The organism is Bradyrhizobium sp. CCGE-LA001 (assembly GCF_000296215.2).
Classification (GTDB): domain Bacteria; phylum Pseudomonadota; class Alphaproteobacteria; order Rhizobiales; family Xanthobacteraceae; genus Bradyrhizobium.
The window spans coordinates 6,478,642-6,492,764 of sequence record NZ_CP013949.1 but is presented as its reverse complement, the minus strand read 5'-3'; the positions used below and the strand labels follow the sequence as shown (position 1 = coordinate 6,492,764).

Annotated in this window: 11 protein-coding genes; all 11 read left to right on the top strand. The window is 56.4% G+C overall.

Going from position 1 to position 14,123, the window contains the following annotated elements; genetic code table 11:
• Positions 1 to 626: 626 nt before the first annotated feature.
• Positions 627 to 1,829: a M20 family metallopeptidase gene (locus tag BCCGELA001_RS29850; protein WP_144441557.1), complete on the top strand. Its 1,203-nt coding sequence runs from the start codon at positions 627 to 629 to the stop codon at positions 1,827 to 1,829.
• Positions 1,830 to 3,097: 1,268 nt separating this feature from the next.
• Entirely contained in the window at positions 3,098 to 4,123 is a 1,026-nt protein-coding gene (locus tag BCCGELA001_RS29845) for an NAD(P)-dependent oxidoreductase (protein WP_060736945.1), read from the top strand.
• Between the two features lie 1,815 nt (positions 4,124 to 5,938).
• Positions 5,939 to 6,193: a hypothetical protein gene (locus BCCGELA001_RS29840; RefSeq protein ID WP_008545065.1), complete on the top strand. Its 255-nt coding sequence runs from the start codon at positions 5,939 to 5,941 to the stop codon at positions 6,191 to 6,193.
• 57 nt (positions 6,194 to 6,250) lie between these two features.
• Positions 6,251 to 6,472, top strand: coding sequence for a M81 family metallopeptidase (locus BCCGELA001_RS39530; protein WP_442855157.1), 222 nt, complete (start codon positions 6,251 to 6,253; stop codon positions 6,470 to 6,472).
• Positions 6,473 to 6,967: 495 nt separating this feature from the next.
• On the top strand, positions 6,968 to 8,176 hold the full coding sequence (locus tag BCCGELA001_RS29835) for a Tm-1-like ATP-binding domain-containing protein (protein ID WP_060737932.1): 1,209 nt from the start codon (positions 6,968 to 6,970) through the stop codon (positions 8,174 to 8,176).
• Between the two features lie 52 nt (positions 8,177 to 8,228).
• Positions 8,229 to 9,023 (top strand): phosphoenolpyruvate hydrolase family protein, encoded by a 795-nt coding sequence (locus tag BCCGELA001_RS29830; protein WP_008545063.1) that lies wholly within the window; start codon positions 8,229 to 8,231, stop codon positions 9,021 to 9,023.
• Positions 9,024 to 9,093: 70 nt separating this feature from the next.
• On the top strand, positions 9,094 to 9,672 hold the full coding sequence (locus BCCGELA001_RS29825; protein ID WP_236840774.1) for a cupin domain-containing protein: 579 nt from the start codon (positions 9,094 to 9,096) through the stop codon (positions 9,670 to 9,672).
• A 28-nt stretch (positions 9,673 to 9,700) separates the two neighbouring features.
• Positions 9,701 to 10,804: a Gfo/Idh/MocA family protein gene (locus BCCGELA001_RS29820; RefSeq protein ID WP_060736943.1), complete on the top strand. Its 1,104-nt coding sequence runs from the start codon at positions 9,701 to 9,703 to the stop codon at positions 10,802 to 10,804.
• Between the two features lie 964 nt (positions 10,805 to 11,768).
• On the top strand, positions 11,769 to 12,752 hold the full coding sequence (locus tag BCCGELA001_RS29815) for a sterol desaturase family protein (protein ID WP_008545059.1): 984 nt from the start codon (positions 11,769 to 11,771) through the stop codon (positions 12,750 to 12,752).
• 143 nt (positions 12,753 to 12,895) lie between these two features.
• The gene (locus BCCGELA001_RS36380) at positions 12,896 to 13,216 is read left to right on the top strand and encodes a non-heme iron oxygenase ferredoxin subunit (protein ID WP_008545058.1); all 321 of its coding nucleotides are present in this window, start codon (positions 12,896 to 12,898) and stop codon (positions 13,214 to 13,216) included.
• A gap of 65 nt (positions 13,217 to 13,281) precedes the next feature.
• Positions 13,282 to 14,115, top strand: a complete 834-nt coding sequence (locus BCCGELA001_RS29805; protein ID WP_008545057.1) for a sugar phosphate isomerase/epimerase family protein — start codon at positions 13,282 to 13,284, stop codon at positions 14,113 to 14,115.
• Positions 14,116 to 14,123 lie beyond the last annotated feature (8 nt).

Sequence of the window (14,123 nt, the reverse complement as noted above, 5' to 3'; positions counted from 1 at the left end):
TGTCTGTGATAAACGAAAGCACTGCAGGTTATCCTGCGGGCTTTTCGCTGCGCGGTTGCCCACCTATCTTGCACTCATAGTAAGAGCGACAGCTTCGCCAAACGCGAGTTTGCCTCACGATGAAACAGACCCTCGACCCCAAGCGCTTGGCGCGCCCATATAATCGTGCAGCTTCAAAAACGATCTGCTTTCAATAGGGTGATCGTACAGCCGCGCGTCAGGTGGCTTAGGATGGCTGCTCTTTATCTAGTCTTACAAGCTCTAACTTGCATATGTGCGGCGGTAAGCGGGTTGAGACGCGGCGATAGAGAGGGATGGTAGCATCGAAGGACTAGCCAAAAATCTGGAGTAGGCGATCGTGCTCGAGAGTGATGATCGTCTCATTCTCTTGAATCAGCGGCGATTGGGGGCACGCAAAAAAGAGGCCAACTGGTTCGGCCCTCGGCCTCCGATTTGCGCATGGACCCCAGCGGGCTGCCGTGGGAATGCGACCTCTTCCGCGAGGAACTCCTGCGTCAAGCCAAGGAGCTCGGCCGGATGTATGCGCAGCATGGCCAGAAGTTGCCGATTTTCGTTTCGACGACAATGTTACTCTTACGTATAGATTGCGCCGGCGAAGCAGCGAGATGAAGGGGCTATCAGTGAGCATATGCAGCGACAGCTTTCTGTCGGACGCCGAATGCGACGCTGTAATCGAGTTGCGTCACGAGATGCATCGCGAGCCCGAGCTCTCGAATGCCGAATGGAAGACGCAGCAGCGGATCCTTGCCGTCCTGCAGCAATTCGGCGTCAAGGGTGCCAAGTCTTTCCATAATACTGGCCTCTATCTGGATATCGAAGGTCGCGCCTCAGGTCCGAAGCGAGCAATTGCGTTGCGCGGTGACATTGATGCGCTGCCCATCCAGGAGACGCGTGACGATCTGCTCTATTGCTCTCAAGTCGCCGGCGTCATGCATGCTTGCGGTCACGATGTGCACAGCTCGATCGCGCTTGGCGCTGCGCTCGCCCTGCATCGTCTACGCGACAACTTCGCAGGCAAAGTCCGCGTATTCTTTCAGCCCGCAGAGGAGGCAGAACCTCTTGGCGGGCGTACTGTTCAAGATGAAAAGCTGCTTGATGGTTTCGACGGAGCGGTCGGATTTCATGTCAGTCCTGGAATTCCCGCTGGCATGTTCGGCGCGCAGGAGGGAGCGGTAACGAAGTCCGCCGACCAATTCAAGCTCACCATCACCGGCAAAATGGCACATGGCGCCTCGCCTCATAATGGCATTGACGCGATCACCATCACCGCAGCGTTCGTCAATGAGGTGCAGAAGGTGGTCTCGCGCGAAATGCCCCCCGACGACGGCGCCGTCGTCACGATCGGCACCATCCATGGCGGCGAGGCAACGAACATTATCTGCCCATCTGTCGTCATAGAGGGAACAATCAGGACAGCTAGCTCGGAGCGCAGGGCCTTGCTGTCCCAGCGGGTGCGCGAAGTAGCAGAAGGGGTCGCCGCAATGCACCGTGGTCGCGCCGTATGCGATATTCGTATGGGCGAGCCGGCCGTTGTCAACGATCCAGAAATGGTGAAGCGGTTCCAGCAACTCGTTCACGATACGGCCGGCCGCGATGCTTTCTTCAGGGGCAAGAGACCGCTAGCAGGGAGCGACGACTTCGGCTTCTATGCTGCATGCGTGCCCTCGATTTATTTCTGGCTCGGTACCGGCGAACCCGGCAATGAATCGTTTGTGCACACGCCCACATTCGGAGTCTCCGACGAGCTTATTGTACCAACGGCTGTTCTCACCGTCAGATACATTCTGGATCTAATGAAATCTCGATAGCGGATCGAGCCTACGCATGCGCGACGGCGTTGTTGCGGTGCTTGGCACCGCACCTACTTCGGATCGGTTGTGATAGCCGCAAGACGCTCGACATTCCGCAATTACTTACAGGCAGGCGAGCCTTGGCGTCGGTCGAGAAGGGCAGTTCGAGTGGACAAATCGCCCCCAAATCGGCTGGACGAGCTCGAGGATCACGCCGCCATCCGCGAAGGCGTTCGCCGATCGTCACGCGGTTCGAGGACGGATACAGGCTGGCGCGTGATGAGGACGGTGAATTCCCGCGCGAACACGACGGAGGCGGGTTGGCTCGGGTATCACCGCCGCGCTGGCCACGACGCGCCCGGCAGGCGATCATGACCCATGGCGGGTTCGGCTATGCGAAGGAGTATCATGTCAAGCGGCTATTCGCGAAGTCTCGATTACCCGGTTAGCGAGCCGATCACCGAGCAGCTTAGCCTAAGCTTCATTGCCCGAAGGGAACCTGATTTGCCGAGAGCTGCGAGCGCGTTGTTACGTGCAGAGCAAGCCCGCATGATCTCTGACGAGATGCCATAGGTGGCGGTACCCCTCGCATCCGCGAGCAGATCGGTTGATCTTGTTCTAGGCATACACCATGAGCGTCGAAGAACTGCAGACACTTTAGTGAGAATCAGTGTCGTCGCCGTTGCATAAGTTACCGCGAACGTGCTGACTCCGACACCGATCGACCTAAAGTCCAGCTACGGACGGTTGGACTCAAGATTAGCCAGCTTGAACACAGAGTGTTCTGAAAACGTGCCAGCGTCTTGCCTCCTATAGACCATGGTCACGCATTTTTGCTGGTAGCGGATTGCTCGTAAACCCACGACGCGGGACCTTGTCGCTTGCTCGAGATCACATGCCTGTTCCTGGCAAATGGCAACTAGACGGATCATCGGCTCGACCAAGGGGAATTCCAGTCTGATCTCCGGATCAGAGGCCGCAGAAATTACTCGCCTAATACACTGAGAGCGACCTCCGCGCCGACCGCTTCTGGCCGTTTGGAAGATCGTCGGCTCACGGACCCCTGGCGGGAGGGAAAAGCTCAATTGATGCTTACGCAACAAGTTCCAAATGAGCGAACAGGGCAGACGGGTTTTCGCGAGGAGAAAGACGTCTCTTGCAGTAATTCGCCTCGGTCGCACCGGAATGCGCAGTAAACCCTCGCCTTTCTGCGAGTAGGATCACGTCTAATGAGGGGCTTTAGTCCCTTCAGACACTTAGGAAACCTGATAGGGGGAATCGGCACGATGAAGGTGCTCTGTTTGTGGTACGCGACAGAAGACGAGATTAGTTACATCAAAGGAGCGATGCCAGAAGGCACAGAAGTAGTAGCGCCCAAGGGCGACTATCTTTCTCGCTTTGATTGCGCTTACGCGGACGTGGAGCACCTCGCTGCTGATGCTGAGGCTATCATCGCATTAAGCGTTCCCGAGGGCGTCCCGGAAGTTGCGCAAAAACTGAAAGTGTTTTCCTGGCTACATTCGGGTGTTGATGACCTGCGGCAAATGGGGGCGCTTGCTCTGTTCAAGCAACGGGGGGTTAAACTGACGAATATTCGTGGTGCCAATGCGGTTGCGGTTGCGGAGCAAGCGATGATGTTCGTGCTTGCGCTCGCGAAGAAAACCTTGCTGAAGCATGAGGCGTTGCAGGAGCGACAAAAGCCTTTCCCTATATATGCGGATGAGTATCGATCGGCCATGTTGCATGGGCGCACAATCGGCATCATTGGCCTTGGACAAATCGGTGGTCGCGTTGCGAGGCATGCAAAGGGATTTGACATGCGGGTCGTCGGCGTTCGCCGGAACAAGGGCAAGCCGGTAGAATACGTGGATTCCGTCCACGGAGTCGACGAGTTATCTTCAGTGCTCGCGAAATGTGACTATGTTGTCGTAGCCACTCCCAATACTGTTGAAACTAATCAGTTGATCGGCAAGGCCGAAATTGCGGCTATGAAGCCATCTGCCTTCCTAGTCAACATTTCACGTGGCAGTGTTATTCAAGAGAAGCCTCTTCATGAAGCGCTTACGTCCGGTCGTTTGCGCGGATACGCGGCGGATGTCTGGTGGACTTACGGGTTTGGAAGGGCGTTTCCAGCCGGCTCGGGTTCACGCCTGGCTGTCCACAAGCTTCCGAATGTGATCGGGTCAGATGATCAAGCTGCAAATGCCGATGACGTTCTGCAGCGAAATATTCAGTGGGGCACTCAAAACTTGCTGGAGTTTGCAACACAAAAGCCTCTCACGCGCGAGGTTAGCCTGGATCTCGGCTATTAGACGCAATCAAAAGTGATTGCAGCCCTTATCTGAAGATGCCAAAGGCAGAGTCGTTCAGGGATGGCCGACTGAGCCATTCCTGAAGTCTTTCTTGCCAAACAAGGTGCCGCTCAGTTTCTCTAGGCAGACACGTGCGCTACCGCGCTCGAAGATTGAGCCCAATGGAGGACTAAGCCCTTTCAGCTGCTTAGGTGGGGTTGAGCCTTCGCTTCGCATCAATGCCGAAGCATCAGCTCCTGCCGGAGGAGCGCCGGACTATATAGATGTCAGATACCTTGAGATTCCCTTTTAGTTGCTCCAACACCATCATCCCTAAACCCAGAAGTACTTTGCCGGCGTGGAGGCCATCGCGGGCTATCGCGTACACCGGACGAAGCGCGTGCGTGACTGCAGTAAGAGCAGTTCCAGTGCGAAGGTCTGCCTTCCATGGTTTGTCAGTCTGACGGAACCTCTTACATTAAGGCGAAGACCATCTGCTACGCGTGACGCCGGCTTTGGATCCCCACTGGCGCACATCGAGCTCAGCTGCGACCGGGTATTAACGCGCCGCTGCAGCCTTGCGTGTTCATTGGATGTCGATCTTCGGGCTTGAACGAAAGCCTTTGAACGAGTGAGATGTTCGATTTATAGAATGGCAGTCATAGTTTTTAATCATTTACGGCGCTGAAGAAAACATCTTCTCAGCACTAAGAACGGAGATAACTTGCGCGTTAGTCGGTGTATGGCGAGCCGCCTCACCACAACGTCACGAGCGATCAAAGTGGGAGAATACATTGAAACGTGGGTGCCTACCATCTGGAAGCGGCCGATCGCTCACACTCACCATCTGTCGGGCACTGCAGGCACACTGAGTTTGTTGGAGGCACGGGCGATTTCGACTCAGCTGGGCGGAGTCTAAATCGGCGGCCTCGATGAGCAGATCAAAGGCGTGATGGCGAACCTGGCAGAGGTACTCGCCACCGAAGCTGCACGCTCGACGACGTCGCGCGATTCAAGATGCACTACACTGTCGAATGAGGCGACTGGGAGGTGATTGCTGCGTGTGCCTGCTTCTTCAAGGTGGATCCCATTAGCGATCAGTACGATGCCTGAGCCGTTGCCGCCCTTTCGGTCAGACGATTCAGAATCAAGCGATTGTCCAGCGCGGTGGGTGCACGTACTCCGATGTCCGAGCTGTGCCGCGCCCAGTGCAGCTAGAGAGCCAAACACTGTTCGGCGATCGCACCGTTAATGCTGGATTGCGAGCGGGGGAGTTCATTGTGCTGGCCAACTGCACAGCCGAGATTCCAGATGGGGGGTGCGGCAACCGGGTAACGGCGTGGTCCAGAGTCACTTCATCATGGGAAAGCAAGCGGAGACGTTAGCCGCGCTCGGCGCATCCTTTCAGGACTGCGTCAGGGCTGGAAGGCTATTACTTCGGTAACACTCGGGAACAATGGGAGCCACTTTCCAAGCGCGAGCATTTCACTTTCGCGATCAGGGGCCTGTGCAACGGTGGTGCCCTGCCAAAGCCTCAATCCACAAGGCGCCGTAACCAAGGCCGAGGTCATGGCCATGCACGCGTTGCAGAACGGCTACGACAAATATATCCCGCGCGAGGACTATCGGCCTGCACGCGTTTGGAACTGGACGCACTGTGGAGATCTGGGGCATAGCTCAAGGCTGAGCGCTTCGATCCGACGCGAAGGGAGAGTCTACATGCGTTTCGTCGCTCATGATGAAGTACGAGACCCTTTCGTCCTTTGCAATCGGTCAGGACCGTGGCGTTGCCGGTGGCAAGCACCAAGGCAATTGAGAAGTTACGCCGGTACAAACGTGGCCATCGGCACCTACATCGATATCGCGAGGCGTGAAGGGGCGGGACTCGTGGTGCCGGTGGAGACACCAAGCGTCTTGTTGCCTAGACGGCATTTGACGCGCGTCTTCATCAATCTCGACAGCGCCACGGTTATCGGCGAGCTTTTCGCGTCGGCGCGCAATCCTCATGAGCTTCCAATCGTGGACGCGCCCGATTTCCACGCCAATCGGAGCGCGGCCATAAAGAATAACACCATGGTAATTGCCGGCTAATGCATTTGCCCATACGTAGACATTCGCGAGACGGGAGAACGTGCGGCTCGTACCGTCTTGCGCGCGATCAAAGGTGACGTGAAGCCTCGGATCGGGTGGGACCGCAGGCCCGTGCTCACTCCCACGCTGAAGCAGCGTCAGAGCGTACAGCCGATGAAGGACCTGATGGACGAAGTGATCGCCGCAGTACGTAGTGGGCGAGTGCTCAACGCCTCTATTTCGGGGCTTCCCAAGGGCGGACATCACGCACGTCGGCCTCTGCGCTGTCATTGTCGTTGATTGTGAGATCCTCGCCGCGGAAGGTTTATGCAACGAGCCAGGTCGGACACATGTCAGCACCCGACTGCGCGCCAAACGCATTCGAAAGAGTCTTCTTGCATCAACGGGGCGTCCACACATGTCAATAAGCACAGTCTCAACAGCACGCCTCACTCGGCAAAGCGGCCTTCACCGGAAGCATACCCTTCAGCGTCCCAGCTGTAGGATCCCATTGGCTCGGAAAGCAACCGATCGAAGTCTGGCCACAACGCAGCCGGATTCTGCAGCTTCTCCTGGCAGCGGCTGAACGCTCGAAAGCACCGCATTCTACTCAGCTGACGCTGAGGTTCGGCGGCACGAGGCCACAGATCGCAGAGATTCGACCTAAAGGACTCGATAATTTTCGTGGAACGAGGCCGACAGATTTCGTTCAACCCCGAACATCGCTTCTTGGTCTTGCTGCTCTGCCAGCGGGGCCCGAAGTCCGACGTTGTAGGACAGTCGCTGGGACAGGCAATGAACAAAACTTATATAGTTGGGACTTGCGACACTAAAGGCTGTGAACTGCGCTACGTGCGGGACCTTGTTCGAGACGCAGGTTGTCCTGTCGTTCTCGTTGATGTTTCGGTGTCAGTCAATCGAAGCCAGGCATCGGATATTGACGTTCAGCCGTGGGAGGTGATGCGCTACCATCCGAATCCGCCGAGGGCCAATGAGCTCAAGGACCGCGGAAGGGCGGTTGCCGCAATGTCGCAAGCGTTGACGGAGTTCATTCGATCGCGCAAGGACGTGGCCGGCGTCATTGGCGCCGGCGGCTCCGGAGGAACTGCCTTAATCGCACCTGCCATGCGCGCGCTGCCCATCGGCACGCCGAAAGTGCTCGTTTCGACAGTTGCTTCTGGAAATGTGGCGCCTTATGTGGGGCCAACTGACATCAGTATGATGTATTCGGTGACCGATGTATCTGGTCTAAACCGAATTTCGCGGGTGGTACTCGCCAATGCGGCTCACTCGGTTGCTGGAATGGTGCTCAAAAGGCAGGACTCCGTTGGCGACAACAGGCCGGCAATTGGGATGACGATGTTTGGTGTAACAACGCCATGTGTTCAGACCGTGGCCCGAACGCTCAAGGAAAACTTCGATTGCCTAGTATTTCACGCTACAGGAACTGGAGGACAATCGTTCGAAAAGCTTGCGGACTCCGGATTGCTGGCGGGTGGAATCGATGTGACCACTACTGAGGTTTGCGACTTTCTCGTAGGAGGGGTTTTCCCGTGTACGGGCGACCGCTTCGGTTCCTTCGTCCGAACCGGGCTCCCGTACGTAGGCTCTTGCGGCGCCCTCGACATGGTTAACTTCGGATCAATGGAGACCGTCCCGAGCAATTTTCGGAATCGCCGGCTGCACGTGCATAATCCTCAGGTAACACTGATGCGCACGACGGCTGATGAGTGCAGCAGGATCGGTGAATGGATCGCGGAACGACTTAACCTCTGTGCAGGCCCGGTTCGGTTCCTGATTCCAGAATTGGGTGTTTCGGCACTCGACGCTCCGGACCAGCCTTTCCACGATCCTGAAGCCAATGCCGCCCTCTTTTCGGCGCTTGAGCGCACGCTGCGTCGGACCGACAAGCGGCAATTGACGCGCGTCCCGCTTCACATAAATGATCCGCAATTTTCCGAACTACTTGTTGCAAGCTTCCAAGAGGTCCTTCGTGAGCACTGATACTCCCACTAAGCCTGCCACCCGGTCGGTGCTGATCGAGCGTTTCCGAAAGATGGTCCGAGCAGGAAGTCCGATCATCGGCGGGGGCGCCGGTACCGGCCTCTCTGCGAAAAGCGAAGAAGCAGGCGGTATTGATCTCATCGTCATATACAATTCGGGCCGCTATCGCATGGCCGGCCGTGGTTCGCTTGCCGGCCTTCTCGCCTACGGAAATGCCAATCAGATCGTCGTCGAGATGGCCCGCGAGGTCCTGCCCGTTGTGCGGAGCACTCCGGTTTTGGCCGGAGTCAACGGGACAGACCCTTTCGTCGTTATTCCGGACTTCTTGCGGGAACTGAAGGAGATGGGGTTCGCCGGTGTGCAGAACTTCCCAACGGTCGGTCTGATCGATGGCCTTTTCCGCCAAAATCTCGAGGAGACCGGAATGAGCTATGCGTTGGAGGTGGAGTTGATCGCAGAGGCCAACAAGCTTGATCTGCTGACCACCCCCTACGTCTTCAGTCCGAGCGATGCGACGGCAATGACGAGAGCCGGGGCCGATATTCTTGTGTGCCACATGGGCTTGACTACCGGTGGCGCAATTGGGGCTCATTCGGGCAAGTCTCTGTATGAAAGTATCGCTCTGATCAACCAGTGCATTAAGGCAGCCAGGGAGATCCGCGACGATATCATCATCCTTTGCCATGGCGGTCCAATTGCCAATCCGGAAGATGCCTGCTTCATTCTCGACGCCTGCCCGGGGTGTCATGGATTCTACGGAGCAAGCAGTATGGAGCGATTGCCTACTGAGGTGGCAATCAAGTCCCAAACGCTCGCCTTTAAGTCGATCCGCCGCAAAAGAGTCTGACCGTAGAACAGAGAGAATAGATATGCCGGTTTTCAGAAGCGGAGAACGGCCGCCCAGTTGGTGCGAACTCATGGGGTTCGAGTTGGTCAAATTCAGCGGGCACCGGTCGATAGCGGTCACTGCCGAAAAACAGCGTTTACTCGTCACGCGTGGAAAGTGCCGGTTGGCGAGCGGGAAGGGAGCACAGGTGCTCTCTGAAGGTCAGTTTTGGGACATGGATCAGGACGATGGTCCCTTTACAGCGGACGCCGGTGAAGGCGTGGTCGAGGTCCTCATTTTTTCCGGCAGGTGGGGAGCCGAGCTGGGCGGATGCGGCATCTTCAAGCTGACAGCGAGCACCCCAGAGTGGGAAAAAGGAGACCCCGTTAGTTATCCCAAATCGACGACCTTCGACTCTCATTATCACGACTGCGATGAATACTGGGTGATCATTGAGGGCGCAGGCACGGTTGTTGTCGGATCGCGCAGCTTCGAAGTCGACGTAGGTGACTGCGTTGCCATCGGCATGGGACACCATCACGATCTGCCGCAGATCATGGCCGATGTGAAAGGCGCCTATTTCGAGACCACGCTCGAAGGCAAGAAGCGGTTTGGACATCTTTGGGAGCACAAGCACGGACCGGCCGACATTCGCCCCGAGCGGGTCTGATCCTGCTGCTCATTTCGTGGAGGCAATCATGACGTATAAAGTTCTGCATATTGGAGCCGGCGGCTTTGGAGCCTACTGGTGCGACACGTACCTTCCGTCAAACGTGACGGACGGGACGATCGAGGTGGTCGGCCTTGTTGATATCGATTCGACCGCCCTCGAAAAGAGCCGAAAGCACCTCGGATTGAATCCGGAGCAGTGCTTCACCTCGGCGCAAGAAGCTTTCCGAACGGTGGCCGCTGACTTCTGTACCATCGTGGTTCCTCCGGCTCTGCACGAGTCGATCGTCGATCTAGCCCTTACTCGGGGGATGCATATTCTGTCGGAAAAGCCGATCGCTGACACTATGGAAGCTTCCGTCCGGGTCGCCGCCAAGGTGAAAGCGGCTGGCCGCAAGATGGGGGTGACCATGAGCCATCGTTTCGACCAGGATAAAACCACTCTTAGAGCGGTCGTTAGTGCGGGCGCGCTCGGCCGAATCAATAAGGTATCATGTCGCTTCGCCAGTGACTTGCGGGCATACGATTCGTGGGGACGTTTTCGGCACGAAATGGCCCATCCTATGTTGATCGAGGGCGCCGTACATCACCTCGACATCATGGCGGATCTGGCCGGGGCACCCTGCACATCAATTTTTGCACGTACTTGGAAGCCCGAGTGGGCCGAATATATGGGTGACACAGACGTCGTAGTCCTGATGGAATTCGCCAACGGCGCTCACGGTGTGTATGAAGCCTCGTGTGTACAATCAACCGGCCTTAACGATTGGACTTCTGAATACTTCCGGGTGGAAGCGGCATCCGGGACGGCTATTCTTGACCATCGTGAAGTCGAGGTGTTCCATCGGCAGCCAAATCGGATTCGACAAACTAATCGCCAGGGAAAAGGGCAGCAGGTGCCGCTAGTTACCGGTAAGAAGTGGCGTAATTCCCTGTTGATCGAGCAATTCTGCCACTGGCTTGACGGGCGCTCACAAATGGCCACCAACGTCGAGGATAATCTTCAGTCTGTAGCGATGGTCTTCTCCGCTATTGAAAGTGCACGGCTTGGCCAGCCTGTTATAGTGCAGGAGTTCCTCCAATCCTTTCGAGAGAGCGCTCCAATTCAGTCGGTTGCAAGATACGCCTCTTAATGCCTCTGATCTTCTGTGCGGCCATTTCCTCCAAAGTCCACTCTGCCTAAGTAGGAGATTGTCGCGATGCGGAATCTACTCTCGGCAAGGCTGGCCACCACTCTCTTGGACACTATAGGTCGCCGCGCGGTCGGCATGATCATCTTGGCACTAAATGCTGTTCCTCTGCGAGCATGGGTGCGATGTGCACCTTCCTGTCGCTCTAAGTCGGAGCGGGTGGACTTAGGCTTGTGCTCGCAAGCAAGGGGAAGACCACGGAACCTGTATGCGGACTAATCATAAACCATAAACCTCCCCACCTTTGTTTATGATCGTCTTCTGGACCGACGTAGCAGGCCGGAGCGCTCGAAACGCTCCATGTCGCTCAGAACAGAGGCGAGTAACTCTTCCAAGGTTCGGACCAGGATCAGCCTGGAAATTACCAAATCTCAGCTGGCTGGACCGGTAGTACAATGCTGGGAACCGGGAGCCTTTGTCTCAGAGTTTGCGACCTGAACTCCTCGGAAGGCTGCACGTTTCTGACTTTCGCCGCATGTTTTCGGCTGTGTTAGCCCTCCTTTTGAGCAATTTCTGCTTCTGACTTGTGTCATGTTTTCGGTTCTGACGGCGTTCAACTCATGCTCCTTCGGAGTATGACTTCAGAGAGGCTGCGCATACTGCTCGGCTGCCGGTGGAAAATCGCAAAGAGTAGCCGAGAGAATGTGCGGTGCCAGAGCTATGATTTGCGGGCAAGCTCGAACTAGCACCGAGGTTGACAGTCCGTTCAATGATGCTTTTGCACCAGCGAGATAACAAGCCTTCCAGTTCAGCGGTGGGCCACCTTTGTGCGGTTGTGATGCACCAAGGCTCGCGCAGCGCCAAGGCCTGTTATCCAGAGATCGCGAGCGTCTGAGACACGCCAAGGTGGTCTATGCACCTGAAAATCCGCGCTGACACAACATTGGGGAGAGAAGTGGATAGTACAATGTATGGGACCCGAGATAAGCGGGGATACTGGAGGCCCACTAGGAGGCCGAAGCGCTCGCCGATCTTCATCTGGCCTGCCCGGCCAAAAGCATTTTTGCTCTGGCTGTTTGGCTATTTGAAATATAACTCGCCCTACGTCCTGATCTCGCTCGTCACTTGGATCTATCTGACGCCTTCGCACGAAACGATGCGAGAGTTCGGCATCGGCTGGGTATCGCTTATACTCTTGCGCAACGCTGCTCTTACGATCCTGGTCTACGGCGGCTTCCATGTGGTGCTCTATATCCAGCGACGGCAACAAACTGATTTTAAGTACAATGTCAAATGGCCAGATTCGAACAACCCAACGTTCCTGTTCGGGAGTCAGACCGTCGAGAATGTATTATGGACGATGTGCAGCGGTGTACCAGTGTGGACCGCTTACGAAGTGTTCGCCTGGTGGATGTTCGCCAACGGTTACATTCCTTACGTCCACTTTCACGACCATCCATTCTATTTCATCTTGTTGATGTTGATCGTTCCGATGTGGCATTCTCTGCACTTCTATGTGGTCCACCGCTTGATCCACATGGGGGCTCTCTATCATATCGTTCACAAGGTTCATCATCACAACGTCAACCCGGGTCCCTGGTCGGGTCTTTCGATGCACACGTTTGAGCACATCATCTACTTCTCCAGTGTGCTGACGCATTTCCTCCTGCCCTCGAACCCGCTGCTCGCAATGTTTCAGCTCGTGCGTTCGGCACTCTCGCCGGTGCTCGGACATCTGGGCTTCGATCGGGTAGTAACGGCGGATGAAAAATTGATCGACACCGATAATTACTACCACTACCTGCACCACAGGTACTTCGAGGTGAACTACGGTGCGGATCTGATTATCCCGTTTGACGAGTGGTTCGGCACGGCACATGACGGATCACCCGAGGCCGACCAAGCGATGTACGAGCGGATCAAGGCGAAAAAGTACACGCGCGGCGGATAGCACTGATACGAACGAACCGGGTGGAGAGGCGCATCTGGCGCGACATGTGCCGGGTTCATGCTACCAACTGACTTCGGTCGGCGCTAACGGACGGGCATAAGATCGAACGCTCCGTCACCGAGAGCCAATGAGAGGAAGCCACATTGACTGACGCAGCTGGGTGGGTAGCGGCTTGCGCCGCCGATGCATTGCAGCCAGAAGAGCTGCGCCGCTTCGATCACGGAGGGCGCACGTTTGTCATTGCTCGTTCGTCAGAGGGCGACTACTTCGCCGTCGACGGCCACTGCTCCCATGAGAAAGTCCATCTCGCGGATGGCATCGTCGATGGGCATATCATCGAATGTCCCAAGCATTTTGGGACGTTCGATTACCGCACGGGCGAGGCACGAGCGTTGCCAGCCTGCATCGACCTGCGCAGCTATGAAGTGAAGGTCGAGCAAAACACAGTATTTATTCGAATCTGAGGGCCAGCACAGGAGCCAGCATTGTGTCGAAGCAGCGCCTGATTGTATTGCAATCGCTATGGGCGATGGAACGACGTCATCCTGACGAGATCGAGCGCTCGGTCGAGCAGAACGTGACGACGATAAAGAACGCCGGCTTCGATGGTATCAGCACGTCGTGCATCGATCCCGCAGGTGTCGAGCTAATCGCGCATGCCCTGGTCGGTACAGGGCTCTTGGTAGAGGGTATGTGCTTCCCGCAGACGATCGATGACCTAAAGGCCGCGATCGATCTGGCCCGTCAACTCGGCGCCCTACATCTGAACGTCCAGCCCGACGTCCGTCCACGTCGCGTTGCGGATTGCATCCCGCTGTTGGAAGGGTGGATTAGGGTTGCGGAGGACGCTCGCATGCCGATCTACTTCGAGACGCATCGCAACAGGATGACGACGGACCTCCTGTTCACTCTCGATCTGATCGAGCAGGTTCCTTCAATGCGTATGCTAGCGGACCTCTCGCACGTCCTGGTGGGCAGGGAGTTCTGGTGCCCGATATCTGACGAGGACGATGGGCTCGTGCGACAGGTGCTCGACAGGGCATGGGCATTCCATGGCCGCGTCGCATCGCGCGAGCAGATACAGGTTGAGATTACGTTTCCACAGCACAAGGTTTGGCTCGATTTGTTCCTGCGATGGTGGGACTACGGCTTTAGAAGCTGGCGAAAGCGCGCAGGTCCGGATGCGCTTCTTTCTTTTGCTTGTGAACTTGGCCCGCGTCCCTATGCGATCACTGATCGGGAGGGCAATGACACCACCAATCGCTGGGAGGAGGCTCTGTTGATCAAGTCCCTGGTGCGGGACATATTCGAGCGTGCGGCAGTCGAGGCGCAACCCTCTCTCAAACAGGACTGGCTCGCTTGAGCAAAGAA